24 protein-coding genes are annotated in these 25,363 nt (G+C 73.0%); 11 read left to right on the forward strand and 13 right to left on the reverse strand.

Features of this window, described 5'->3' with window-relative positions; genetic code table 11:
* Window positions 1-2: 2 nt before the first annotated feature.
* The 8 genes from cysD to ACWCV3_RS10900 form a co-directional block, all read right to left on the reverse strand.
* Complete coding sequence (cysD, locus tag ACWCV3_RS10865; protein WP_451221570.1) at window positions 3-947, reverse strand: sulfate adenylyltransferase subunit CysD; 945 nt, start codon at window positions 945-947, stop codon at window positions 3-5.
* A complete protein-coding gene (gene cysC, locus ACWCV3_RS10870) occupies window positions 944-1,528 on the reverse strand; it encodes an adenylyl-sulfate kinase (protein ID WP_451221573.1) in 585 nt (194 codons plus the stop codon). Before cysC ends, cysD begins: the two co-directional genes overlap by 4 nt.
* Window positions 1,510-2,220 (reverse strand): phosphoadenylyl-sulfate reductase, encoded by a 711-nt coding sequence (locus tag ACWCV3_RS10875; RefSeq protein ID WP_451221576.1) that lies wholly within the window; start codon window positions 2,218-2,220, stop codon window positions 1,510-1,512. The genes cysC and ACWCV3_RS10875 overlap by 19 nt, the downstream gene beginning before the upstream one ends.
* Entirely contained in the window at window positions 2,217-2,399 is a 183-nt protein-coding gene (locus ACWCV3_RS10880; protein WP_451221579.1) for a hypothetical protein, read from the reverse strand. Before ACWCV3_RS10880 ends, ACWCV3_RS10875 begins: the two co-directional genes overlap by 4 nt.
* Entirely contained in the window at window positions 2,396-4,093 is a 1,698-nt protein-coding gene (locus ACWCV3_RS10885; protein WP_451221582.1) for a nitrite/sulfite reductase, read from the reverse strand. Before ACWCV3_RS10885 ends, ACWCV3_RS10880 begins: the two co-directional genes overlap by 4 nt.
* A gap of 142 nt (window positions 4,094-4,235) precedes the next feature.
* A complete protein-coding gene (locus tag ACWCV3_RS10890; protein WP_350748019.1) occupies window positions 4,236-4,319 on the reverse strand; it encodes a putative leader peptide in 84 nt (27 codons plus the stop codon).
* Window positions 4,320-4,420: 101 nt separating this feature from the next.
* Window positions 4,421-4,999, reverse strand: a complete 579-nt coding sequence (locus ACWCV3_RS10895) for a GNAT family N-acetyltransferase (protein ID WP_451221585.1) — start codon at window positions 4,997-4,999, stop codon at window positions 4,421-4,423.
* 59 nt (window positions 5,000-5,058) lie between these two features.
* Window positions 5,059-6,393 (reverse strand): hypothetical protein, encoded by a 1,335-nt coding sequence (locus ACWCV3_RS10900; RefSeq protein ID WP_451221588.1) that lies wholly within the window; start codon window positions 6,391-6,393, stop codon window positions 5,059-5,061.
* A gap of 612 nt (window positions 6,394-7,005) precedes the next feature.
* Here ACWCV3_RS10900 and ACWCV3_RS10905 point away from each other — a divergent pair.
* Both ACWCV3_RS10905 and ACWCV3_RS10910 read left to right on the forward strand, forming a co-directional pair.
* Window positions 7,006-8,145 (forward strand): YihY/virulence factor BrkB family protein, encoded by a 1,140-nt coding sequence (locus ACWCV3_RS10905; protein WP_451221591.1) that lies wholly within the window; start codon window positions 7,006-7,008, stop codon window positions 8,143-8,145.
* 112 nt (window positions 8,146-8,257) lie between these two features.
* Window positions 8,258-9,802, forward strand: a complete 1,545-nt coding sequence (locus tag ACWCV3_RS10910; RefSeq protein ID WP_451221594.1) for a carboxylesterase/lipase family protein — start codon at window positions 8,258-8,260, stop codon at window positions 9,800-9,802.
* 9 nt (window positions 9,803-9,811) lie between these two features.
* Here the strand turns inward: ACWCV3_RS10910 and mmuM are convergent, their stop codons facing one another.
* The 4 genes from mmuM to ACWCV3_RS10930 are packed head-to-tail and all read right to left on the reverse strand — an operon-like array spanning window position 9,812 to window position 13,263.
* Window positions 9,812-10,708, reverse strand: a complete 897-nt coding sequence (gene mmuM / locus ACWCV3_RS10915) for a homocysteine S-methyltransferase (RefSeq protein ID WP_451221597.1) — start codon at window positions 10,706-10,708, stop codon at window positions 9,812-9,814.
* Window positions 10,705-11,400 (reverse strand): alpha/beta fold hydrolase, encoded by a 696-nt coding sequence (locus tag ACWCV3_RS10920; protein ID WP_451221600.1) that lies wholly within the window; start codon window positions 11,398-11,400, stop codon window positions 10,705-10,707. Before ACWCV3_RS10920 ends, mmuM begins: the two co-directional genes overlap by 4 nt.
* Window positions 11,397-11,972 carry a TetR/AcrR family transcriptional regulator gene (locus ACWCV3_RS10925; protein ID WP_451221603.1) on the reverse strand — a complete coding sequence of 192 codons (576 nt, stop codon included), beginning with the start codon at window positions 11,970-11,972 and terminating at the stop codon, window positions 11,397-11,399. Before ACWCV3_RS10925 ends, ACWCV3_RS10920 begins: the two co-directional genes overlap by 4 nt.
* Before the next feature lie 40 nt (window positions 11,973-12,012).
* On the reverse strand, window positions 12,013-13,263 hold the full coding sequence (locus tag ACWCV3_RS10930) for an FAD-binding protein (protein WP_451221606.1): 1,251 nt from the start codon (window positions 13,261-13,263) through the stop codon (window positions 12,013-12,015).
* Between the two features lie 185 nt (window positions 13,264-13,448).
* On the opposite strand from ACWCV3_RS10930, the gene ACWCV3_RS10935 reads away from it, so the two are divergent.
* The gene (locus ACWCV3_RS10935; RefSeq protein WP_451221609.1) at window positions 13,449-14,768 is read left to right on the forward strand and encodes a radical SAM protein; all 1,320 of its coding nucleotides are present in this window, start codon (window positions 13,449-13,451) and stop codon (window positions 14,766-14,768) included.
* Window positions 14,769-15,000: 232 nt separating this feature from the next.
* A complete protein-coding gene (locus ACWCV3_RS10940; protein WP_451221612.1) occupies window positions 15,001-16,449 on the forward strand; it encodes a cellulose binding domain-containing protein in 1,449 nt (482 codons plus the stop codon).
* Here the strand turns inward: ACWCV3_RS10940 and ACWCV3_RS10945 are convergent.
* Window positions 16,421-16,825 carry a GNAT family N-acetyltransferase gene (locus ACWCV3_RS10945; protein WP_451221615.1) on the reverse strand — a complete coding sequence of 135 codons (405 nt, stop codon included), beginning with the start codon at window positions 16,823-16,825 and terminating at the stop codon, window positions 16,421-16,423. The genes ACWCV3_RS10940 and ACWCV3_RS10945 overlap by 29 nt on opposite strands.
* A gap of 329 nt (window positions 16,826-17,154) precedes the next feature.
* Here ACWCV3_RS10945 and ACWCV3_RS10950 point away from each other — a divergent pair, with 329 nt between their 5' ends.
* The 7 genes from ACWCV3_RS10950 to ACWCV3_RS10980 all read left to right on the forward strand — a co-directional run bounded on the left by ACWCV3_RS10950 (window position 17,155) and on the right by ACWCV3_RS10980 (window position 25,361).
* Window positions 17,155-17,883: a TauD/TfdA family dioxygenase gene (locus ACWCV3_RS10950; RefSeq protein ID WP_451221618.1), complete on the forward strand. Its 729-nt coding sequence runs from the start codon at window positions 17,155-17,157 to the stop codon at window positions 17,881-17,883.
* A gap of 128 nt (window positions 17,884-18,011) precedes the next feature.
* Window positions 18,012-19,049, forward strand: coding sequence for an AurF N-oxygenase family protein (locus ACWCV3_RS10955; RefSeq protein ID WP_451221621.1), 1,038 nt, complete (start codon window positions 18,012-18,014; stop codon window positions 19,047-19,049).
* A gap of 19 nt (window positions 19,050-19,068) precedes the next feature.
* A complete protein-coding gene (locus tag ACWCV3_RS10960; protein WP_451221624.1) occupies window positions 19,069-20,352 on the forward strand; it encodes a KamA family radical SAM protein in 1,284 nt (427 codons plus the stop codon).
* Window positions 20,349-21,794, forward strand: coding sequence for a dipeptide epimerase (locus ACWCV3_RS10965; protein ID WP_451221627.1), 1,446 nt, complete (start codon window positions 20,349-20,351; stop codon window positions 21,792-21,794). Before ACWCV3_RS10960 ends, ACWCV3_RS10965 begins: the two co-directional genes overlap by 4 nt.
* Window positions 21,791-22,909, forward strand: coding sequence for an Ldh family oxidoreductase (locus ACWCV3_RS10970; RefSeq protein ID WP_451221630.1), 1,119 nt, complete (start codon window positions 21,791-21,793; stop codon window positions 22,907-22,909). Before ACWCV3_RS10965 ends, ACWCV3_RS10970 begins: the two co-directional genes overlap by 4 nt.
* On the forward strand, window positions 22,906-24,150 hold the full coding sequence (locus ACWCV3_RS10975; protein ID WP_451221633.1) for an ATP-grasp domain-containing protein: 1,245 nt from the start codon (window positions 22,906-22,908) through the stop codon (window positions 24,148-24,150). Before ACWCV3_RS10970 ends, ACWCV3_RS10975 begins: the two co-directional genes overlap by 4 nt.
* On the forward strand, window positions 24,147-25,361 hold the full coding sequence (locus tag ACWCV3_RS10980; protein WP_451221636.1) for a GNAT family N-acetyltransferase: 1,215 nt from the start codon (window positions 24,147-24,149) through the stop codon (window positions 25,359-25,361). The genes ACWCV3_RS10975 and ACWCV3_RS10980 overlap by 4 nt, the downstream gene beginning before the upstream one ends.
* Window positions 25,362-25,363 lie beyond the last annotated feature (2 nt).

A 25,363-nucleotide genomic window follows, 5' to 3' on the forward strand; every position in this document is an offset into this window, starting at 1 on the left:
GATCAGAAGTACCCCTCGCGCTTGCGGTCTTCCATCGCGGCTTCGGAGAGCTTGTCGTCGGCGCGGGTGGCGCCCCGTTCGGTGAGCCGGGACGCGGCGATCTCGGTGATGACCGCCTCCAGGGTGGTGGCGTCGGAGTCGACGGCGCCGGTGCAGGACATGTCGCCGACCGTGCGGTAGCGCACCAGCCGGGTCTGCACCGGCTCGCTGTCCTTCGGGCCGCCCCACTCGCCTGCCGTCAGCCACATGCCGCTGCGGGAGAACACCTCGCGTTCGTGGGCGAAGTAGATCTCCGGCAGCTCGATGGACTCGCGGGCGATGTACTGCCACACGTCCAGCTCGGTCCAGTTGGAGAGCGGGAACACCCGCACGTGCTCACCGGGGGCGTGACGGCCGTTGTACAGGTTCCACAGCTCCGGGCGCTGGCGGCGCGGGTCCCACTGGGAGAACTCGTCCCGCAGGGAGAACACCCGCTCCTTGGCGCGGGCCTTCTCCTCGTCGCGCCGCCCGCCGCCGAACACCGCGTCGAACCGCTCGCTCTGGATCTTCTCCGTCAGCGGCAGCGTCTGCAGCGGGTTGCGGGTGCCGTCGGGACGTTCCTTGAGCACACCCCGGTCGATGTAGTCCTGGACGGAGGCCACATGGAGGCGCAGCCCGTGTGCGGTCACCACACGGTCCCGGTACTCCAGCACCTCGGGGAAGTTGTGTCCGGTGTCCACATGGAGCAGGGCGAAGGGCACGGGCGCGGGCGCGAACGCCTTCAGCGCCAGATGCAGCATGACGATCGAGTCCTTGCCCCCGGAGAACAGGATCACCGGGTTCTCGAACTCGCCCGCCACCTCGCGGAAGATGTGCACCGCCTCGGACTCCAGCGCGTCCAGATGCGAGAGGGCGTACGGGCTGTCCGTGCCCTCGCCGCCCCCGGTCACCTCGGTGACGGTCGTCATGCCAGTCCCCTCTCGCCGAGCAGGGTGTGCACCGAGGCCGCCGACTGCGTGGCGGTCTGCCCCTGCGTCTCGATCCGGAGGTCCGGTGCCGCCGGCTCCTCGTACAGGTCGTCCACACCGGTGAGCCCGGTCAGCTCGCCCGCCGCCTGCCGGGCGTACAGCCCCTTCACGTCCCGCTCGCCGCACACCTCGACCGGGGTCGCCACATGGACCTCCAGGTAGGGGGTGCCGTTCGCCGCGTGCCGCTTGCGCACCGCCTCACGGCTGTCCGCGTAGGGCGCGATCACCGGGACCAGCGCCAGCACGCCGTTGCGGGCCAGCAGTTCGGCGACGAAGCCGATACGCTGGACGTTGGTGTGCCGGTCCTCGCGGGCGAAGCCGAGCCCGGCAGAGAGGAACTCGCGGATCTCGTCGCCGTCGAGCACCTCCACGCGCCGCCCCTCGGCGCGCAGCCGGCCGGCCAGTTCGGTGGCGATGGTGGTCTTGCCGGCGCTCGGCAGACCAGTGAGCCAGACGGTGGCTCCGGTCGTCACGTGTCCTCGCTCCTCGTATCGGTCGGTCGTCATCCGTGCAGCCCGCATTCGGTCTTGCCCCGCCCGGCCCAGCGGCCGGCTCGCGCGTCCTCGCCCGCCAGCACCCGCCGGGTGCAGGGCGCGCAGCCCACCGAGGCGTAGCCGTCCATCAGCAACGGGTTGGTCAGCACGCCGTGTTCGGCGACGTAGGCGTCCACGTCGTCCTGGGTCCAGCGGGCGATCGGGGAGACCTTGACCTTGCGGCGCCGGGCGTCCCAGCCGACGACCGGGGTGTCCGCCCGGGTCGGCGACTCGTCCCGGCGCAGTCCGGTCGCCCACGCCTGGTACTCCGTCAGACCGGCTTCGAGCGGCTGGACCTTGCGCAGGGCGCAGCACAGGTCGGGGTCGCGGTCGTGCAGCCGGGGCCCGTGCTCCGCGTCCTGCTCGGCCACCGTCCTCGCGGGGGTGAGCGTGACGACGTTGACGTCCATCACGGCGTCCACGGCGTCCCGGGTGCCGATGGTCTCGGGGAAGTGGTAGCCGGTGTCGAGGAACACCACGTCCACGCCGGGCCGTACCCGCGAGGCCAGGTGGGCCACCACGGCGTCCTCCATGGAGGAGGTCACGCAGAACCCGTCGGCGAAGGTGTCCACCGCCCAGCGCAGCACCTCCAGCGCGGGCGCGTCCTCCAGCGCACGCCCGGCGCGCTCGGCAAGCTCCCTCAACTCACCCTCGGAAAAGCTTTGCTGAGTGTTCGTCATGTCCGGGCGTCCCCTTCGTCGTCGCCCCGCTTCAGCCCCCGGGAGAGCAGCCCGAGGAACTTGAGCCGGAAGGCGCGATTGCAGGCTCCGCATTCCCAGGCGCCATGACCCTCCTCGCTCGGGCGCAGGTCCTCGTCCCCGCAGTAGGGGCAGTGGAACGGTGCGGCACGCTCGCTCACGACAGCGCCTCCTCGTCTGCCCGCGCGGCCCACGCGGCGAACCGCTCGCCGTCCGCGCGTTCGGCCTCGAAGCGGCGCAGGACCCGCTCGACGTAGTCGGGCAGTTCCTTCGACGTGACCTTCAGGCCGCGCACCTTGCGGCCGAAGCCCGCCTCCAGCCCGAGCGCGCCGCCCAGATGCACCTGGTAGCCCTCGACCTGGTTGCCGTCCTCGTCCACCACCAACTGACCCTTGAGACCGATGTCCGCCACCTGGATACGGGCGCACGCGTTCGGGCAGCCGTTGAGGTTGATGGTGATCGGCTCGTCGAACTCCGGCAGGCGGCGCTCCAGTTCGTCGATGAGGGCGCTGCCGCGCGCCTTGGTCTCGACGATGGCCAGCTTGCAGAACTCGATGCCGGTGCAGGCCATGGTGCCCCGGCGAAACGGCGAGGGGCTGACCCGCAGGTCCAGCGCCTCCAGACCGGCGACCAGCGAGTCGACCCGGTCGCCCTCCACGTCCAGCACGATCATCTTCTGCTCGGTGGTGGTACGGACCCGGCCGGAGCCGTGCTCTTCGGCGACACCGGCGATCTTCGCCAGCGTGGGGCCGTCGACCCGGCCGACGCGCGGGGCGAAGCCCACGTAGAAGAGGCCGTCGCGCTGGCGGTGCACGCCGACGTGGTCGCGCCAGCGCTCCACCGGCTGCTCGGGCGCCGGACCGTCGAGCAGCTTGCGGCCCAGGTACTCGTCCTCCAGCACCTGGCGGAACTTCTCCGGGCCCCAGTCCGCCACCAGGAACTTCAGCCGGGCGCGGTTGCGGAGCCGGCGGTAGCCGTAGTCACGGAAGATCGAGATGACGCCCTCGTGGACGTCGGCCACCTCGTCGAGCGGGACCCAGGCGCCCAGCCGGACGCCGATCTTCGGGTTGGTGGACAGGCCGCCGCCCACCCACAGGTCGAAGCCAGGCCCGTGCTCTGGGTGCTCCACACCGACCAGCGCGATGTCGTTGATCTCGTGCGCCACGTCCAGCAGGGGGGAGCCGGAGATCGCCGACTTGAACTTGCGGGGCAGGTTGGAGAACGCCTTGTTGCCGATCACCCGGCGCTGGATCTCCTCGATGGCCGGGGTGCCGTCGATGATCTCGTCCTCGGCGATCCCCGCGACCGGCGAGCCGAGGATCACGCGGGGGGTGTCGCCGCACGCCTCCGTGGTGGACAGCCCGACGTCCTCCAGACGCCGCCAGATCTCGGGCACGTCCTCGATCCTGATCCAGTGCAACTGGATGTTCTGCCGGTCGGTGATGTCGGCGGTGCCGCGCGCGAACTCCTGCGAGATCTCGCCGATCACACGCAACTGGGCGGTGGTCAGCCGGCCCCCGTCGATACGGACCCGCAGCATGAAGTACTTGTCGTCCAGCTCCTCCGGTTCGAGCACCGCGGTCTTGCCGCCGTCGATACCGGGCTTGCGCTGGGTGTACAGACCCCACCAGCGCATGCGGCCGCGCAGGTCGTTGGGGTCGATGGAGTCGAAGCCCCGCTTGGAGTAGATCGTCTCAATGCGTGTCCGCACATTGAGACCGTCGTCGTCCTTCTTGAACTGTTCGTTGCCGTTGAGCGGGGTGTGGTGTCCCGCCGCCCACTGGCCCTCACCACGGTGACGGCTCACCTTGCGGCGGGGCGCGGCGGCAGCGGGGTCCTGGGGACTCGGGGCCATGGTTCTACGTCCTTAGGAACAGGCAGTCAGGCGGGGGCTTCGGGTGGGCGGCTCTGGCCTGCGCGCTCTCGCGCACGCGGGCACGCCTGCGCGGCTTTGCGCTGAACGGGGGATGGAGAAGAGGTCGGCGGTGCTGGAGTACTCAGCTCGCCCGACACATGGCACTGGACATGCGGCCGAGGTCGACGTGGCGTCGACTCACCAGGGCGATCCCAGTTCCAGACATGACGGCAGCGTGTCACGCGCTTCTCCGGCCAGTCCAGCATTGTCCGTCATCTGGACGAATCTATTCTGAATGGCGAGACGGCTGCCGGGGTGACGTGCCGCTCAGTCGTCCAGGAACGCACCCGGCCACGGTCCCGGGGTCGGGAGGTCCGCCTCCAGCTCCACCTTCGTGTCGAACAGCGTGAAGCCGCGCCTCAGATAGTTGTCCAGCGCGTACGGCCCGTCCTTGCTGCACGTGTGCAGCCACACCCGCTTCACCGGGGTGAGATCCGGCCACCGGGCCGCCAGGTCCCAGGCGCGGGCGGTGCCCACCGACAGCAGATGTCCGCCGATGCGGCGCCCGCGGAACGCGGGCAGCAGCCCGAAGTAGGCGATCTCCACCACGCCCTCCCCGGTCGCCTCCAGCTCGACGTACCCGGCGGGCGTGCCCCGCTCGTACGCCACCCAGGTCTCCACGCCGGGCCTCGCCAGGTACTCCCGCCACCGGGCGTGGGTCCAGCCGAGCCGGTCGGTCCAGCGGATGTCGCCGCCGACCGAGGCGTACAGGAACCGGCTGAACTCGGGGGAGGGCACCTCGGCCCGTACGATCCGCAGCGCGTCGCCCTCGGGTGCCGCGGCGGGCAGGAGGTCGGACGGCGAGGTCTGTTCGAGGGACCAGGTGGTGACAGGGACGCTGCTCATGGGCTTCAGGGAATCATCCCGCCCACGCGGCTGTCGATCGCCGGCGATGTGGGCGCGGCTCAGTCCAGCGAGCGTTCCAGCGCGGCCAGCGGGACGGCGAACAGCATCCGGTCCGACAGCGACCACACCTCGCCGGTCTCCTGCCAGTACGACAGCGACACCGCCGACTCGGTCCAGCAGTGGTGCGAGCCGTCCGACCCGCACCGGGCGCCCTTCGCGCCGTCCGTGTCCTGCCGCCACAGCCCGCCCCTGCCGTCCTCGGCCCCGGGCAACTGGCCGGTGTACCAGGACGCGCCCGGCGCCCCGGCGTGCCGGTACGACAGCACGCCCCGCACGCCGCGTGCCTTGGTCCGGAAGACCTCGACGGCGTCGGCGTGCCCGGCGGAGTCGGTGGCGAGCAGGCCGGCCCGCGCGGGGGAGTCGCTGAACGCGTACCGCCACAGCCGGGCCCGGCGGGCGCCGTCCGGGGAGGTGCGCTCTGCCGCGACCAGGCTGTCCGGGGCGGCGCCGCGGTCCAGTGCCAGCGGTCCGGGACAGGGCGGGCGGCCACCCTCGCATCGGCCCTGCGTGTAGCGGTAGGAGCCCACGGCGGGCAGTACGTACCGGTACCCGGCCGCCGACCAGCCGTGCGGCACCCGGCCCACGGCGGGCTCGTTGGTGGTGGTGCGCTGGATGCGGTCCAGGTCGAAGACGTACAGCGCCTCGGCCCCGCCGCCGGACGCGCTGACCAGCAGCTTGCCGTGGTTCCACACCATGCCGGACACACCCGGGGCCAGGGGGCGGTAGTCCCGGCCGCCTGCGGCCGGCACCACCAGCAGGACCCAGCGGTAGACCGGGCGGGCGGGGTCGTCGAGATCGGTGAAGGCGACGCGGGTCAGGCCGCGCTCGGCCGGGCGCCCCGTGTCCGTGGCGTGGCTCCAGCCGGTCAGCACCACCCGGTGGCGGCCCCACACCCCGTCCTCGTCGGCGTCGCCGGAGGTGGTCACGGCGGCGGGACGCCAGGCGGTGTCGGCCGTGTCCGCCGGGTCCCAGCAGTAGGAACGGGTGGCCTCGGGGCTCAGCGGCAGTGAGGAGCGGTCGTCACCTGCGCAGTCGGCGCCCGCGCGCATCCGGCGGTCGGCGTCGCCGAGCACGGTGTCCACGCCGACCGGGCGGCCCATGGCCGCGGAGAGCCGGTTCAGCTCGGGGGCGGGCTCCAGGCGTTCCTCCAGGCGCAGCGGGGCGGTGTCGGAGGCGGCGGTGAGGGGCCTGAGCGCGCCGGGGTTCCCGGCCACCTCGGCCTGGGAGGTGCTGATCAGCGTGGCCGCCGCGGTGAGCGCCAGGCCGGTCCCGGTGAGGGCCGCGCGCAACGCCACGCCCCGTCTGCGCCTGCGGTGTCTGCCGCGCTGCTTCATGTCTCCTCCCGAGACGGGCCAACTGTGCCCGGCGATGGTCATGTTGCTCACCCGGCACTGGACGGACCCGTCTCGGATGCTACGGCAGCACACGCCGTACCGGGGCCAAGAGGCCGCAAATACCCGGAAGATGCCGGGTGCGCGGCAGGAGGCGCCCGGCGTGAAAGAGGGCGCTCGACGCGTCCTGAACGGCTACCACCACCATCACCAACCTCCCTTCGCCGCACGACGGTTCGGCGGCCGCCTGCGGCAACCAGCCCCCGGCCGGCGGCCCCGCCGCGCACGTGCCCGGCGGGGGCACGTGCGCTGACGTGGTCCGCCGATGTCCGCCACGCCGAAGAGCCGGCCGTCCCCGGGGCCGGGGAACACCCTCCGCGCATCGTCGGCGACAAGATGCAACCCCCTGCGACCCTGGTGAACCCGGCAGGGTGGCAGGAGACTTGACTCCCGCGCCGCCCGAGGGCGGCGTGCGCCCGGTCGCGGGCCCGTGCCGTGGGGGCGGTGCCGAGTCGGCGCGGCACCGCCCCCACGGCGCCGCACCGCCGGCCGGCGCCGTCGCGTGGCGTGCCCCGCGAGGTGAGGGGCACGTGGTGCGGCGGATACCGTTAGGACGTGCAGTCAGCAAGCGAATCCTCCAAGCAGCCCCACGGTCGCCTCCACCGGGCCAAGGCTCTCTACCGGAACGTCTCCAAACGGAGGACGGCCTGGCTGCTGCTGACGGACACCGTCAATTCCTGCATGGAGTACCGCATCCTGGGCCTCGCCGCCGAGGCCGCGTTCTTCACGCTGCTGTCCGTGCCCCCGCTGCTGCTCAGCCTCATCGGCCTGCTCGGCTACGTCGACGACTGGACCGGCGCCGACACCATCCACAGCCTGGAGACCAACCTCCTCGAAGCCTCCCGCACCGTCCTGTCCGACAAGGGCGTCAAGGAGATCGCCGAGCCGATCCTGGACGACGTGATGAAGGGCGGCCGGCCCGACGTCATCTCCATCGGCTTCCTGTTCGCCCTCTGGTCGGGCTCGCGCGCGGTGAACGTCTTCATCGACACCATCACCGTGATGTACGGCCTCGACGGCGTCCGGGGCATCGTCAAGACCCGGATCATGGCGTTCCTGCTCTTCGTGGTGGCCCTGCTGATCGGTTCGGTGGCGCTGCCGCTGATGGTGGCCGGGCCGGACGCGGTGGTCGGGGTGCTGCCCTGGTCGGCCACGCTCGTCCAGGTGCTGTACTGGCCGGTCGTCCTCGTGCTCTCCGTCGCCTTCCTGACCACGCTGTACCACGTCTCCGTACCGGTCCGCTCGCCCTGGATCGAGGACGTGCCGGGGGCACTGGTCGCCCTCGCCATGTGGGTGGTCGGCAGCCTCCTGCTGCGCGTCTACCTCACCCACACCATCGAGGGCGCCACCATCTACGGCTCCCTCGCCGCCGCCGTCGCGGTGCTCCTGTGGATCGGCGTGTCGGCGTTCGCCGTGCTGGTCGGTGCCGCTGTCAACGCCGCCATCGACCGGGTCTGGCCCGCCGCGGCCACGGCTGCCGCCCGCGAGGCCAACGAACGTCAGCGGGAGGCCCAGGTCGCGGACTACGTGGCCTGGGCGGCCGGACTGCGCGACGCCGACCCGGACGACCCCGACATGCCGTCCGAGTTCCCGGAACGCTGGTCCCGCTTCCTGCCCCCGGAGGACATCACCGGCCGGCTGCGCGGCCACACCAGGAGCGGCCACCAGCCGCCCGGGGATTCCGAGGACGACTGACCGTACGGACGGTCGGTGCGCCGGAATAGATCCACTCCGCGCGGCGCTCTGGCAGAAAGATGTGGTGCGTGCCGCCGCGGCGGCCGCACCGGCGACGAAGGGCTGGTGGGTCATGACGGCTGACCGGACGGGCCCGGTGGCCCGCACCCCGTACGGCGCGGTACGCGGCCGGTACGAGCACGGGAACGCGGTGTTCCGGGGAATCCCCTACGCGGCGCCCCCCTTCGGTCTCCGCCGCTTCCGCGCGCCCGAGCCGCCCGAGACCTGGGACGGCGTGCGCGACGCCGGAGCCTTCGGGCCGACCGCGCCGAAACCCCCGTACTCCGAGGCGTTCGCCCAGTACCTCTCCGATCCCTCGGTGCCGGGCGACGACTGCCTCAACCTCAACGTCTGGACCCCCGAGCCCGGCCCCGGCGCCCGCCTCCCGGTCCTGGTATGGCTGCACGGCGGGGCTCTGACCAGGGGCTCCTCGGCGGTACCGGTGTACGACGGCCGGGCCTTCGCCCGCGACGGCGTCGTCCTCGTCTCGGTCAACTACCGGCTCGGCGTCGAGGGCTACGGCCTCTTCCCCGACGCCCCCGCCAACCTGGGCCTGCGCGACCAGCTCGCGGCGCTGCGCTGGGTCCACGAGTCCATCGCGGCCTTCGGCGGCGACCCCGGCAACGTCACCCTGGCCGGGCAGTCGGCCGGCGCCATCAGCACGGGCGTCCTGATCGCGGCCCCCCAGGCGCGCGGGCTGGTCCGGCGCGCGGTGCTGCAGAGCGGAGCGCCGGAGGTCTCGGAGCGCGAGAAGGTACGGCGCATGGTGCGCCGGATGGCGACCCGGCTGAAGGTGCCCGCGACCGCCGCCGCCTTCGCCGAGGTCGACCGCGACCTGCTGCTGCGCACCCAGGCCGAGGCCGGCCGCCGCGGCAGCCCGGTCCTGGGCGGACCCGGCTTCGGACTCGTCGTCGACGGCGACCTCGTGCCCGCCGACCCGCTGACCGCCCTCACCGACGGCGACGCGGCGCCCGGCGTCGACCTGCTGATGGGCTGGACCCGCGACGAGTACCGGCTCTGGCTGGTGCCCGGCGGCCTGGTCGAGCACGTCGACCGGCTCGGCGCGGTCGCCCTGGCCGGCGCGATGGCCCGCTGTCACGTCGGCTCCGAGGTGCCGCGCGGTTACCGCGCCCTGCGGCCCGCCGCGGGCGCCGCCGAACTGGTCGGCCAGATGGTCACCGACCACATGCTCCGCCTGCCTCTCCACCGCCTGGCCGGCGCCCGCCCGTCCCGCTCGTACGTGTACGAGTTCGCCTGGCCGTCCCTCCTCCCGGCCCTCGGCTCCTGCCACTCCCTGGAACTCGGCTTCGTCTTCGACACCGGCGAGGTCGAGGAGGCCGTGAGACTGGCCGGCAAGGGCGCCCCGCAGTCCCTGGCCGACACCGTGCACGCCTCCTGGGTCGACTTCGCCACCACGGGAAGCCCCGGCTGGCCCTCCTGGGACCCGACCCACCCCACCCGCGTCTTCGACGTCGCCGGGCCTGAACTGGCCCACGGCCCCCGGGACGCGGAACTGGCCCTCTGGGCCCGCCCTGCCGTGCCCGGTCAGACCCCCTTCCCGGACCGGCTCGCGGCCGTGCGGCGGCTGCGCCGGTCCCCGGTGCTCCGCAGGCGCTGAGCCGGAAGGTCAGCCGCGGCCCAGCGCCCGGGCGATCGCGGTGATCGTCTCGGGGCCCACGCGGCAGCAGCCGCCCACGAGGCGGGCGCCCGTGGCCGGGAAGGCGGGGGTGAGGGTGGGGGAGTCGTCCCAGGCGCGGGTCCGGGCGTTCCAGGTCTCGCCGCTGTTGGGGTAGACGACCACGGGCTTTCCGGTCGTCCGGGCAGCTGTCCGCACCGCGTGCGGGACGTCCTCGGGGGCGCAGCAGTTCACGCCCACCGCGACGATCTCCTCGGCGTCGGCGGCCAGGGCGAACGCCTCCTCCAGCGGCTGGCCGGCGCGGGTGCGGCCGCCGTCGATGCTGTAGGAGAGCCAGGCGGGGACGCCCAGGCCGCGCACCGCCCGCAGCAGGGCTTCTGCCTCGCCGGTGTCCGGGATCGTCTCCAGGGCCAGGACGTCGGGCGCGGCCTCGGCGAGGACCTCCAGACGAGGACGGTGGAAGCGCTCCAGCTCGGCCCGGGTCAGGCCGTAGCGGCCCCGGTACTCGGAGCCGTCCGCGAGCATCGCGCCGTACGGGCCGACCGACGCGGCCACCCACAGGGGACGGGCGGCCTCCGCGCGCCGGGCGGCCTCGCGGGCCAGTTCCACGCTGGACGCCATCATGCGCGCGGCCTCCGCCCGGCCGGTGCCCCGCCTCCTGAAGCCCTCGAATGTGGCCTGGTAGCTGGCCGTGATCGCCACGTCGGCGCCGGCCCGGTAGTAGGCGAGGTGGGCCTCGGTGATCGCCTCCGGGGCCTCTGCGAGCAGGCGCGCGGACCACAGTTCGTCGCTCAGGTCGTGGCCGGCCGACGCCAGCTGGTTGGAGAGGCCGCCGTCCAGGACGAGCGGCGGGCCCTCGGCGAGGGCGGTGGCCAGGTCGGTGCTCATCCCTCGACGCTAACCGAGGTGAGGGCCTCGGTGAGCCGGTCCGCGAACTCCTCCGGGTGCTCCAGCGTGCCGAGGTGGCCGCCGGGGAGTTCCAGCAGGGGACCCGGGGACAGGAACTCGGCTGTGGCGTAGGGGAGACGGCCGCGTGAATCCGCTCCGGCCGCGAGCGTCAGCCGGGTGAGCGCGGGTGGGGGGACGTACGCGGTGAACGGGCGCAGGACATGGGCGAGGAAGACGCCCATCGGGGTCGCGTCCGGGCCCTCGGCGGGCGGCCGCCCCGCGCCGTCCAGCGCGGCGATCAGCTCCCTCCGTCGTTCCGCCCCGTCCGGCAGCACCAGCGCGCACGGCGGCTCGTGCGCGACCACGTGCGCCGCTCGTGCCGGGTACCGCGCCGCCAGCGCGAGCGCCGCGATCCCGCCCGAGCTGGTCCCGAAGACGTACCCCCGCTCACCGGGCGGCAGCACGGCGGCCAGCACCCGGTCCGCGCCGTCGGCCCAGTCCTTCGGCCGCTGGTCCGGCACCGGCTGCCCGAGCCGCCCGTGTGCCAGGCCCAGCGGGTCGTACGTCACCACGGTGAACCGGCGTGCCAGCCGCGCGACCAGCGGGCCCAGCCCCATCGGATGCCCGGCGCCGCCCGGCAGGAGCAGCAGCACCGGGCCGGTACCGGTGACGTCGAAGTGGGGGGTCGTCACCCGCTCTCCCTCGGCCAGTGTTCGAGCGCCCGGTGCAGCGCCTCGACGCCCTTGTCCCAGGAGGCGTCCACCGCGCGGCCGGCGCCGAAGCCGCCCGCCGACTCCAGGACGCAGTAGCCGTGGAAGGTGCTGCGCAGCAGCCGTACCGCGTCCGTGAGGTCGGGCTCCGAGAGGCCGTAGGCGCGCAGCATCCCGTTGGTGATCTCGGCGGTGCGGCGCAGGGCGGGGGAGTCCGCGACCAGGGACTGGTCGACGCGGATCTGGGTGGCCGCGTACCGGCCGGGGTGCTCCAGGGCGTAGGCGCGGTACGCGTTCGCGAAGGCCGCCAGCGCGTCCCGGCCCGCGCGTCCGGCGACCGCCGCCGCGATGCGGTCGATCAGCTCGCCGCCCGCGTACAGCGCCAGCCGGGTGCGCAGGTCGTTCAGGTTCCGGACGTGCGAGTACAGGCTCGCGTCCTTCACCCCGAAGCGCCGGGCCAGCGCGGAGAGGGTGACCTGCTCGAAGCCGGCCTCGTCCGCGAGCTCGGCGGCGGCCGCGACCAGCCGGCCGGCCGTGATCCCGGCACGCGCCATGACCCACCTCCTTGGATTCCTAGCCCAAATCCTAGAGGGTCTAGGAAAGAATCTCCCGCACAAACGCGTTGGCGAACTTCCCCGCCGGGTCCAGCCCGGCCGCCAGTGCCCGGAAGCCGGCCAGCCTCGGGAACCGCTCCCGCACCACCGCCGACGGCATCTCGAACACCTTCCCCCAGTGCGGCCGGGCGTCCAGCGCGCCGAGCGCGGCCTCCACCGCGCGGACCACGGGGAGTACGGCCGCCGCGTCCTCGATCCAGGTGAAGTGCAGCGCCACCGAGTCGCGCCCGTACGCCGGGCTGAGCCACTGCGTGTCGGCCGCGACCGTACGGACCTCGCAGGTCAGCACCACCCCGGCGAGCGCCTTCCGGATCGCGTGCAGGGCATGCAGCGCCACCATGGCGTCCGCCCTCGGCAGCAGGTACTCCGACTGGAGTTCCGATCCGCTGCTCGGCGTGAACTCGGCCCGGAAATGCGGCAGCCGCTCGTGCCAGGGGCCGGGCACGCCGCCCTGCTCGGTGCAGTTGACCGCGGGCATCCCCGGCACCGGATGCATCGCCCCGGCCGCGGGCTCCGCCCACGGGAAGTCCACCGGGGCCTGGTCGGTGCGCCGCTTCAGCCACACCTGCCGGAACCCCGGTGCCCGCCAGTCGGTGAACAGGCTCACGCTGTACGCCGAGGCCGCGACCGTCTCGTACTCCAGTCCGTCCAGGGGGAGTTCGGCGAAGACGTGCTGCTCGACCTCGTACGCCGGTTCCAGGTCGAGGGTGAGCGCGGTGACCACGCCGAGCGCGCCCAGCGAGGTCACGGCGCCGTCGAAGCGGGCGTCGTCGCGGGCGATCCGCAGCGTGCCGCCGTCCGCCGTCACCAGTTCCACCTCGCGCACCGCCGAGGCGAGCGGCCCGTTGCCCACGCCGGAGCCGTGGGTGCCCGTCGCCACCGACCCGGCGACCGAGATGTGCGGCAGGGACGCCATGTTGGCGAGGGCCAGCCCGTGCGCGTGCACCGTGCGGGCCAGCTCCGCGTACCGGACGCCGCCCCCGACCCGTACCGTCCGGGCCGTCGTGTCCACGTCGATCACCGGGGGCAGCCCGGCCACCGACAGCAGCACGCCCCCGGTGCCGGGGTCCGCGATCCGGTTGAAGGAGTGCCCGCTGCCCAGCACCCGCACCCGCGCGCTGCCCGCCACCAGTGCCCGCAGCGCGTCCGGCGAGGCGGGCCGGTGGAACTCGTCGGCCGTGTACGTGATGTTCCGTGCCCAGTTGGTGACCGCTCGCGCCGACCTGGTCATCCCTGCCGTCCCTCCCGAGAGTGCCTGTGCCCAGACCCTCTCATCACCGCCGCGACCTGCGAAGACCCGGACCGCGGACAACACGTCGCATGCCTCACGGCCCCCCCGGGAGGGCTTGCCGGGAAGTGGGGGCATACGGTGTGAGATGTACGTGTGAGCCGGGACCTTAGCCGGAGGAGACAGGGATGGGCAGCCGCACCGCGCTGGTCGAGGATCTGATGGAGCGGTTCCCGCATGTGCCGCGGGAGGCCGTCTTCAAGGAGGACCTGCTCCGGGGCGGAGTCGCCTTCGACGCCTCGGCCCTCAGCGACAACGAGAGCGGCGAGGTCAAGCCGAAGTCCTACTTCATCTTCTCCTTCGACCACGGCACCCTGCCCGAGCTGGGCGAGGCCGCGCTCCGCAGGCCCCCGGAGGAGATCATCCTCACCGGCGGCCCCTACGACCTGCGCCGTACCGTCGTCTCCGTACGCGTGAACCCCGCCTCCCCCTACCGGGTCGCCGCCGACGAGCACGGCCAGCTCGGCCTCTACCTCGACGGCAAGCGGATCTCCGACGTCGGCGTGCCGCCGATGCCGGAGTACTACCGCCACAAGCTCTCCAACGGGAAGTCGGTCATGGAGGTCGCCCCGACCATCCAGTGGGGCTACCTGATCTATCTGACCGCCTTCCGCGTCTGCCAGTACTTCGGCGCCAAGGAGGAGTGCCAGTACTGCGACATCAACCACAACTGGCGCCAGCACAAGGCGGCGGGCCGGCCGTACACGGGCGTGAAGGACGTCGACGAGGTCCTCGAGGCGCTGGAGATCATCGACAGGTACGACACCGCGAAGATCTCCACCGCGTACACACTCACGGGCGGCGCGATCACGACGAAGGTCCAGGGACTGGACGAGGCCGACTTCTACGGGCGGTACGCCAAGGCCATCGAGGAGCACTTCCCGGGCCGCTGGATCGGCAAGGTCGTCGCCCAGGCGCTGCCCAAGCCGGACGTCCAGCGCTTCAAGGACTACGGCGTACAGATCTACCACCCCAACTTCGAGGTGTGGGACGAGTACCTGTTCAAGATGTTCTGCCCCGGCAAGGAGCGGTACGTCGGCCGGGACGAGTGGCACAGGCGCATCCTGGACTCCGCCGACGTGTTCGGTGCGCGCAACGTGATCCCCAACTTCGTGGCGGGCGTGGAGATGGCCGAGCCCTTCGGCTTCACCACCGTCGACGAGGCCATCGCCTCCACCACCGAGGGGCTGCGCTTCTTCATGTCGCACGGCATCACGCCCCGGTTCACCACCTGGTGCCCCGAGCCCACCACCCCACTGGGCAAGGCCAACCCGCAAGGCGCGCCGCTGGAGTACCACATCCGGCTGCTGGAGGCCTACCGCAACACCATGGACGACTTCGGCCTCTCCTACCCGCCCGGCTACGGGCCGCCCGGCCCCGGCAACGCGGTGTTCTCCGTCAGCTCCTTCATGGACAGCCTCTCCGCCGAGGAGCCGGTGGAGGTCTGAACCGGCCGCCGGCCCGGTGTCATGAACCGCCGGGCGCCCGCTTCCGTATCCTCCGGCGGAGTGGCGGGCGCGCGGCGGACGAGCACGCTCACGCCGGGCGACGAGCCGCTCACCCGATCTGCCGGACGCGCTTGTCAGCCCGGCGGCGGCGTGAGAGGCTCCTGCCTCCGCGAGGCCCCAACTCCACCATCATTGTGGTGAGTTGCCCCTCGCTCGTGGACGCTGGAGACCGATGCCCGATCTGCCGCCACCTCAGGACGCCGCCGAAGCGGCGCTGTTCACCGAGTGCTGGGACGCGGTGCTCTCCTACGCCGACCTGTGCACGGCCGGAGCGGGGACGGCGCACCAACTGGCCGACGAGGCCTTCACGCTGGGGATGCGCGAGCTGAGGGCCGCGCAGGGTGCCGTGCGCGGCCGTACCGCCCGGCTGCCGGCCGTCCCCCAACTCCTGACCGCCGTGAGGGAGACGGCGGCCGGCTGGGAGAGCGCGGGCAGGGGACACAAGCTCGACCCCGACCTCCGCCTCTGGCTCAGCTCCGAGGCGGCCGCCCGCTACACGGGTCCTCCGCCGGGCCGCCCCATCGCGCTGCGCGGCCTGCGCGACATGCCCGAGGCCGACGCCACGCTGCTCTGGCTCGCCGAGGTGGAGTCGCTCCCGCTGCCCGGCGTCGCCCGCCGGCTGGGGCTCGACCCGCTCACCGCGGGCGCCGAACTCGACCAGGTCCGTGTGCTGTTCCACGACCGCTGCCACCGCGCCCACCGCGACGGCCCGCTGGACAGCGAGTGCCGCAGCTACGCCCGCCTGCTGGACGCCGTCACCCGCTCGCCCGGCGCCGAGACCCCCGAGGACCTCTCCCGCCATCTCGCCACCTGCGTCCCGTGCGCCGAGGCCGCGGCCTGCCTGCGCCTGCACGGCGGCGGTCTTCCGGCCGCGCTCGCCGGCGGTGTCATCGGCTGGGGCGCCCTCGCCTACCTCGAACGCCGCCGCCGCGCCGCCGAGGCCCGCCTCGGACCGGGCGCGCCCGCGGGGCCGGGAGCGCGCACGGACGACGACGCGGCGCGCGGCCGCGTCCTGCGCGGCAGCCTCCTCGCCGCGGCGGGCCTGCTGTCGGCGGTGGCCCTGGGGGTCTCCCTGATGCCCTTCGGCACCCCGGACGAGGCCGACGTCTCCGCCCGCGACGACCAGAAGCCGGTCGCCGCCCCGGACACGCCGTATCCCGCCCCCACCCCGGCCCCCTCCCGCTCGGCCGCCCCGGCGACGTCGCGTACGGTCCCGGTCTCCGCCTCCCCGCTCCCGACCCGGTCCCGCAGACCGGTGCCCCCGGCGCCGAAGCCCTCCGCGACCCCTTCCCCCACGCCCGTCCCCACCACCTGCCGTGTCGTCTACCACCTGGACGACGAGTGGAGCGACGGTTTCCGGGCCGGCCTCCGCATCACCACCGACACCCCCCTGTCCGACTGGCGGCTGACCTGGACCTTCCCCGACGGCCAGCACATCGGCCAGACCTGGGACGCCACCTCGCACCAGACGGGCGCCCAGGTCACGGCGGAGGCCGAGTACTACAACCGGTCGGTGGCCGCCCGCGGAACGGTCGCGTTCGGCTTCGTGGGGACACGGGGCGGGGAGAATGGGGCGCCACGGGCGTTCCGGCTCAACGGGGAGCCCTGCGCGAACAGTTGAGCGAAGTCGCTGGCCGGCCGAGCCGCTCGTGGAAGCGGTGGGCGTCGGTGCGGGCCGAGCCCGGAGCGAGCTGGAGCAGTCGGCAGCCCTGACGGCGGGACCCGTCGACACCCCGCTGGACGAGCCGGGCACCGAGGCCGTGGCCGCGCTCGGAGCCGTGGATCCGTACGCCCTCGACGGCCGAGCGGGTCGAGCCCTCGGGCGGGACGGAACCGGCAACGACCGCGAGCCGGAGCCTGCCGAGGGCTGTGCCGTCACGGTCGGCGACGATCAGCAGCCGCTTCAGGTCACTTTGCGTTCGCTCACAGTCGGACCGGTGAGGAGCCGGATCGTCCGGCGACTCGCGGGCGGCCCCCAGCGCGTCGTCCGCGATCACGGCGGCGACGGCCGAGAGGGCGTCCCCCCTCTGGCGACACGGATGCCGATAGTGGTCATACGACTCATAACGACCAAATACCCCATCCGTGAGACGGCTGCCCGACCGGAGGTGGATCACTGTCGTTCAGGCTCGGTTCACCTGCCAACATCCAGTAATGAAGCGGAGGTTGGAATCTTGGATTCCGTGAGTCATCTCACAATGCGAGCCGTTGCAGCCCCGCCTCCCGTCGCGCAAGATCGCATCGGGGTGTGCCGGGGGGCCCGAATCCGATCCGGATCGTGTGGTCACCACCCGGCCGTAACCAACTGAGGATGGGGGAGTCCTGCATGTCTACGGCCCTTGATGTTCACGCCTGGGAACTTTCCGAGCAGGGGTACACGCTGCTCGGGGGGATCGCCACGGACGAGGAGGCCGCCGCCGCGATCGGCGCCTTCGGTGATCTGGTTCCGCAGTACGACGGCTCGCTGCGCTACCAGGTGAAGGCCGCTCCCGGATTCGAGGAGCGCCGCTACTCCAAGAGCGTCAACACGATCCTGGTGCACACCGAGGCGCCGGGCTGGAACCCGCCGCCCACCTACCTGGCCCTGCATTGCCGGGTCCAGGCCACCTGCGGCAGCGGCCACACCGAACTCGCCGACATGCGGCAGTTCGTCGCCTCACTGCCCGAGCTCGACCGGGCCGCTCTGTACGAGCGCACGATCGACTGGATCGGCCACAACACGGGGGGAGTCGGCACCGAAGGGGTGCGTCGCCCGGTCGTCGAAGTCACCGCCGGCGGCCAGGAGATCCTGCGCTTCAGCTACAACCTGCTGACCACCGGCCAGTACGACCCGCCGGTCGACGCCTCCGTCGACCCCGAGCAGCTGCCGCTCGGTAGCTTCGGTATCCGCCTCGCCGAACAGGCCGAGGCGTTCTTCCGGGAGAACCGCGTCTCGGTGCTCATCCCCGAGGACCACGTCCTGGTCTGGGACAACCAGCGCATGGTGCACGCCCGTTCCGCCTACGAGGACAAGCGGCGCCATCTCACCCGTTACTGGATCGCCGCCCAGCGCTGACCCGCGCCGGCCGCCGGCCCACCGCGCGCTGCGACAGCCGCCAGTGGGCCGACCGGGCTCCGCGGCCCCCCGCCGTACGGAGCCCCGTCGCCAGCTCACCGATATCTCGACCAGGTAAGGCCAGAACCATGACTGACGTCCGGAACGAGCCGGTTCAGTACGAAGAGTTCCCGACCGGACTGCCGGAGGAGCTCCAGGGGCTGCCCGAGGGCGTTCCCCGCCACAACCCCGACGACCAGATCGAGAGCGCCGTCATCCGCCGCCTCGTCGGCAACTGGCAGCGGCGCGCCACCGTCAAGCGCGACGAACCGAACCTCGACGACCTCTTCGAGCTCGACCGCCCGGACTACCCCGAGCGGATCCTGCCCTTCCGCGACCACCCCACCTTCCAGGCGCTCGACCCCGAGAAGAAGAACCGCCTGCTCAGCTGGTCCTGGATCGCGTACAACCGGCACACCATCATGGCCGAGCAGAAGGTGGCCAACCCCGCCTTCGCCCTGGTCATGGAGGGCGAGTACCCCGAGCTCCAGGACGAGGCGCTCAACATCTCGCTGGCCCAGGCCATGGTCGACGAGCAGTACCACACGCTGATGCACCTCAATGCCAGCGCCGTCACCCGCCGCAAGCGTGGCTGGGTGATGCCCGATCACGAGCTGCCGGTCTCCCACACGGCGCGCGAGCACCTGCGCCTGCGCGAGAGCGCGTCCGAGCGCTGGCAGGCCTCGCTGACCACCCTCGCCTTCGCGACGGTCTCCGAGATCTCCATCAACGCCTACCTGGACCTGCTCGCCGACGACCCGGACATCCAGCCGATCAACAGCAGCACGGCCAAACTGCACAACCGGGACGAGTACTGCCACGCCTCGATCTCCGCCGTGCTGGCCGAGGTCGTCCACGACCGCCTCGACGAGAAGAAGCAACGCTTCTTCCGCGACATGCTCTTCGAGGGGCTGGAGGCATTCGTCGCCACCGACTACACGACGTGGCACCGGATCATGGACCTCGTCGGTGTCGAGGGCGGGCACGAGATGCTCCACGACTGCCAGGCGGAGCAGAGCCGCAGTCGTCTCGTCCGCGACTACACCGGTCTGCACACTCTGATCGAACGCATGGGCGTCCAGGATCTCGTCGAGTTCGACTGGTCCAAGTCCCACGTCGCGCGCTGAGCGGGAATCGAGCAACCTGGTGAAGCACTACGTGAACGAGCGCCTGGCACAACTCGCGCTGGACCGAGGCATGCCGGACGAGTACGTCCGAGACCTGCGCGTGGTCTCCAGCGTCCTGCCCTTCAAAGTCAACGAGTACGTGGCCGACGAGCTGATCGACTGGTCGGCCGCGCCGGACGACCCGATCTTCCGGCTCACCTTTCCGCACCGCGACATGCTGCCCGCGCCGGTCTTCGACCGGATGGCGGCGCTGCTGGACGCCGGGGCGCCGCGCGCCGAGCTGCGCGAGGCCGCCACCGCCGCCCAGCGGGACCTCAACCCGCACCCGGGTGGCCAGCTCGAGTCCAACGTGCCCACCCTCGACGGACGTCGGCTGGACGGCCTCCAGCACAAGTACGCCGAGACGGTGCTGGTCTTCCCCTCCCAGGGGCAGACCTGCCACTCGTACTGCGGATACTGCTTCCGATGGGCGCAGTTCGTCAGCCAGCAGGACCTGCGCCAGGCGCTGCGCGACCCGGCGGATCTCACGGGTTACCTGGCCCACCACCCCGAGGTCACCGACGTGCTGTTCACCGGCGGCGACCCGATGATCATGCGTACCGACGTGGTGCGCCGCTGGGTCGAGCCGCTGCTGGCGCAGACACCGTCGGTGCGCACCCTGCGGTTCGGCACCAAGGCGCTGTCGTACTGGCCGCAGCGGTTCACCACCGGCCCCGACGCGGACGACCTGCTGCGGCTGATCGAGGAGTGCGTCGCGCAGGGCCGGCACGTGGCCCTCATGGCGCACTTCTCGCACCCGCGGGAGCTGGAGACGGACCAGGTGCGCGAGGCGATCGCCCGGATCCGTGCCACCGGCGCCGAGGTACGGGCGCAGGCCCCGCTGGTCGCGCACGTCAACGACGACCCGGCCGCCTGGTCGCGGATGTGGCAGCTCCAGGTCGAACTGGGCGTCATCCCCTACTACATGTTCGTGGAGCGCGACACCGGGGCGAGCAGCTACTTCGGCCTGCCCCTGACCCGCGCCCTCGACATCTACCGCGAGGCCGTCCGGAGCGTCTCCGGCCTGGCCCGCACCGCCCGCGGCCCGGTGATGTCGGCCGGTCCCGGCAAGGTCATGCTGCACGGGACCACGGAGGTGGCGGGCGAGAAGGCGTTCGTCCTCAGCTTCCTCCAGGCCCGCCGGCCCGAGTGGGTCGGGCGGCCGTTCTTCGCGGCGTACGACGAGCACGCGCAGTGGTACGACGAGCTCAAGCCGGTCTCCTTCGGCACGACCCTGCCGACGGGCGCGGGAGATCAGTGGTGAGGCTCCACGTCCACGAGATCCGTCTCACGGACCACGACGTCTGGCGCAGCGCCCGCGAGGCGATCCCGGTGCAGCCGGGCGTGCTGGTGGAGCTGACGGCGGGCGGTCGGTCCGGCTTCGGCGAGGCCTCGGCCTTCATGACCGACCACTACAACTCCTCGCTCGACGCCCTGCACGCTTCGCTGCGCTCCGTCGCGGGCACCCTGCGGGACCTGCCGGCCGACGACCCCGAAGGGGCGTGGTCGGTGCTGTCCCCGCGGCTGGCCGGCGCCCCGTTCGCCCTGGCCGCGCTGGACGTGGCCGCGCACGACCTGTCGGCCCGGCTGGCGGGCGTACCGCTGTGGCGCCGGCTCGGCGCCGAGCGCCCGGGGGAGCTGCGCTCCAGCTACAGCATCGGGCTGGACGAGCCCGACGTGATGGTGCGCAAGCTGCTTCAACGGCCGGGCTGGCCCGCGTACAAGGTCAAGCTGGCCGCCCCCGGCGACCTGCACATCCTGAGGGCGCTGCGCGAACACACCGACGCACCGTTCTTCGTCGACGGAAACTGCGGCTGGGAGCCTGCCGCGACGGCCGCCGTGCTCGGCGCGATGGCCGACCTCGGCGTGACGCTGCTGGAGCAGCCCTTCCCCCGCGAGTCCTGGGCGGAGGCCAAGGCGCTCAAGGAGGTGTCCCCGATCCCGGTCTACGCGGACGAGAGCATCACCGGGCCGCACGACCTCGACGCCTGCGCCGAGGCGTTCCACGGAGTGAACCTCAAGCTCATGAAGGCCGGCGGCATCACGCCGGCCCTGCGGATGCTGCGCGCGGCACGTGCCGCGGGACTCGGCACCATGCTCGGCTGCATGCCGGAGTCGAGCGCGGGCGTGTCGGCCACGGCCCACCTCGGCCCGTTCGTCGACCACCTCGACGCCGACAGCATCGCGCTGCTGGCGGTGGACACCGGCACCGGCCTCCTGCTGGACGACGCGGGCGGCATCACGCTGCCCGAGGTACCCGGGACGGGCTTCGTGCCCGACTACCGCGGGCCGGCCTTCACCGTGCGCCCCGCGGCGGCCGGCCGGGACGGCGACGAGCTGTCCCTGCACCGTGACGGCACCGCCCTGGCCTCGGTGCGGCTCCGGGACCGGCCGGCGCCCGGCAGCGTACCGCCTAGCACGGTCCGGCAGTTCGACGTCCTGACCGCGCCGTCCGCGGGCCCGGCGACCGCCGAAGAGCTGGCGGCGCTCGTCCGCGGAGCGGTCACCCGTGCGGTGGCCGACGGAGCGGACACCCTCTGGCTCTGGTCCGGACACGACGGCGTACGGGAAGCCTGCCGCGCGGCTGGTTTCCACGCCCTGCCGAGCTCCACCGGAACCGATGGCGGCGGCGGTCACGACAGCACCCTCCCGGACGGCCACGGCCCGTCCTCCCCCATGGTCTGGAAGGCGAACGAACCCGCATGACCCACACGCACGACGTGCCGCACCCGGCGGCCGCCGGGCCCGCCACGGGCACCGCTGCCCCAGCCGCGCCGCTGCTCCCGGCCGCAACCGCCGTGACCCTGGCCGAGACCGCCCTGACCCGCGCCGGCCTGTCCACCGAGGACGCCCGGGACGTGGCGCAGGCCCTCACCGACACCTCGCTGCGCGGCATCGACACCCACGGCCTGCGGCTGCTGCCGCAGTACCTGGACGAGCTGGCCGACGCGATCGCCACCGCCCGCCCGGAGATCCGGACCGTCAAGGACAGCGGCGCGGCCGTGATGCTCGACGCCGACGGTGCGCTCGGCGTGGTCGCGGGCCTGGCCGCCGCCCGGATCGCTGCCGAGCGGGCCCGCAGCCACGGCGTCGCCGCCGTGGGTGTCCGCAACTCCAACCACTTCGGCGCGGCCTCCGTCTACAGCCGCCACCTGGCCCGGCAGGGCCTGGTCGGCATCGTGACGACCTCCGCCGCCTCGCGGGTGGCCCCCTTCTCCGGGACCGAACCGCTGTACGGCACCAACCCGCTGAGCTTCGCCGCCGCCGTCGAGCACGACGAGTTCGCCCTGGACATGGCGACGAGCCAGGTCTGCTTCGGCGAGATCAAGGAGCGCCGCAAGCAGGGCCGGGCGCTGGACGCCGGCTGGGCCACCGACGTCGAGGGCCGCCCGACCACCGACCCGGACCAGGCGTACGCCCTCTCTCCGCTGGGCGGTTACAAGGGGCAGGGCCTGGCCATGGTGGCCACCCTGCTCGGCGCGGTGCTGACCGGCTCGCCGGCCGACTGGGAGCTGGAGCACATCGGCGCCTCCACTCCCGGCCGCAGCCGCGGCATCGGCCACCTGGTCGTCTGCCTGGACCCGGCCGCCTTCGCGGGCCAGGAGGACTTCGCGGCGGGGCTCACCAGCATGCTCGACACCACCCGGGGCACCCGGCCCGGGGCCGACGCCGACCAGCCCGTCCAAGTGCCCGGCGACCCGCAGCGGCGGATCGCCGCCGAACGGGCGGAGCTGGGCATCCCGCTGGACCCGCACACCGCTTCGGCCTTCGCGGAGCTCGCGGCGGAGCAGGGCGTGGCCTGGCCGGAGGTGCCCGCATGATCCTCGTCCTGCTCAGCCCGCGCAACGCGGGCCTGCCGTTCGCCGGTTGGCTGCGCGAGGAGTCGGGCCGGCTGCTGGCCGTCACCGCCGAGGGCGTGGCCACCGGGCCCGGCTTCGCCGACGTCGAGCGGGTCCCTGACTACACCGACGACGCCGCCGTCCTCGAGGCCGCTCGGCGGATCGCCGGCCGGCACGCCGTCACGCGCGTCCTGGCCCTGGCCGAGGTGGACGTCGAGCGGGCGGCGGCGCTGCGCGCCGATCTCGGCCTGCCCGGCCAACTCCCCGAAAGCGCCCGCGCCTACCGCGACAAGGTGCTGATGAAGGAGCTTGCCGCGGCGGGCGGAGTGCCGGTACCGCCGTTCGCGGCGGTCGCCTCCCCGGCCGACGTCGAGGCGTTCATGGCCGCGCACCCGGGCCCGGTCGTGGTCAAGCCGCGCGGCGGATCCGGTTCGACCGGCGTCGAGGTGCTGCACGACCCGGCGCGGGTCGAGGAACTGGCCGACCGGCTGACTGCCGGGGACCACGAGGTCGAGGGGTACGTCGCCGGCCGGATGTGCCACGTGGACGCGCTGCAGGTCGGGGGGGAACCCGTCGTGTGCGTGCCGTCCGCCTACACCGACGGCGGCTGCCTGTCCCACTGGACCGACACGGGCAACGGCAGCTGGACGCTGCCCGCCGACGACCCCCTGTACGAGAGGCTGGTCGCGGAGACCTGGAAGCTGGTGGGCGCGCTGCCGGCCGCCCCCGCACTCTTCGTGCACGCCGAGTTCTTCGTGACGGACTCCGGCGGGATCGTGCTCTGCGAGATCGCCGGCCGGGTGGGCGGCACCCCTATCCCGGCCATGCTGGACGCCCTGCTCGGACTCGACCCGCGGCACCTGTGGGCCAGGATCGAGTGCGGGCTGCCGGTGGACCTGGACGCCGTCCGCGCACACGCCGCCGCCGCGCCGCTGGTGGCCAACTTCGGCCTGCCGCCGCGCAACGGCCGCATCGTCCGGCTGCCCGCCGAAGCTCCGGCCGGGACCCGGGAGTTCACCGTCCTCGCGCAGCTCGGCGAGGACTGGGGCGGCGCCCGCTACGCGGGCCGCAAGTCCGGCGACTTCATCGCGACCTGGCTGGTCGAGGCCGAGAACGCACAAGAGCTGCTCGCCCTGCTCGACAAGACGAGCGCGGCGGCGGAGGCCGGCTTCGGCTGGGAACGTGCAGCGGACGAGGCGGACTTCCCGGAGGCGGCCCGGTGAGCGACCTGACCGCCGAGCTCCTCGACCCCGACCGACGCCCCACCGCCGCCGAGTTCCCCGCCCTCGCCGCGCCCGCGGTGATCTGGGACGACGACCGCTGGTGGCGCTTCACCGAGCGCACCGACCTGCACGAGGTCCGCTACCTCGCCGTGCGTGAGGCCGGCGAACTGGTCGCCCTCGCCCCCCTGCTCGTCACCCGCGACGGAGGCGGCCTGCTCTTCTACGACACGCCCAGGATGACCGGCGAGCTCAACGCCTTCGGCGCCCCGGAGCTGCTGACCCCGCGGGAGAAGGAACGCTGGGACGCGCTGGCCGGCCGGCTGGCCGAGGCCCGAACCGGCCAGTACCCCTCGCTCGCGCTCGGCGTGTTCGGCTCGCACCACGGCATCGTGCACGCTGCCGGCCGCGACGCGGACGGCCGGGCCCGGGTCCTCGCCGAGCTGCCGCGACTGCTGGACGAGGCCGCCGACCAGCTCCACTGCCGCAGCAGCTCCCTGCTGTACGCCACCGACGAGCAGGCCGCGGTCCTCGGCCCGGCGGCTGAGGCCCGCGGACACGTCCCGGCCGTGCTGGGAGCCGAGTCCGTCCTGCGACTCGAGGCGCCGGACTGGGACGCGTACCTGGCGGGTCTGGCCAGCCGCAAGCGCAGGCGCGCCAATCGCGAGCTGCGCGAGTACGCGCAGGCCGGCTTCCGCACCGTGGTCCGAGAGGGACCGCAGGCGCTGTCGGACCCGATCGTCGACCTCCAAGTCGCCCTGAGGGCCAAGTACGGGCTGCCCGGCGGACGGCCGCGCGTCCAGCGGGACTTCGACGCCATCCGGGAGACCGTCGGCGACAGCTGCCTCGTCCTGAGCGCCGAACGCGACGGCGAGACACTCGGGTTCGTCCTGTACCTGCGGGCCGGCCAGGCCCTGTACGGGCGGACCGCGGGCTTCGACGACGACCGGGCCAAGGGCGTCTACTTCGCCCTCACCTACCACGAGACGATCCGCTGGGCGCTGGCCCACGGCGTGCGTGAGATCTGGTACGGCCTCGCCGCCTACGAGGCCAAGAAGCTGCGCGGCTGCGACCTCGAAGCGCGGCACGGCTGGTTCCGCTTCACCGGCGAGGGCCGTGCCGACCTCGAGGAGACCGTACGACTGCAAGGCGCAAGCGAGCACGACCGGCTGCTCGGCCTCGGGCAGGACAGCACCACCTCACAAGGAGACTGAGC

The sequence above is a fragment of the Streptomyces sp. NPDC001781 genome, from assembly GCF_053596035.1.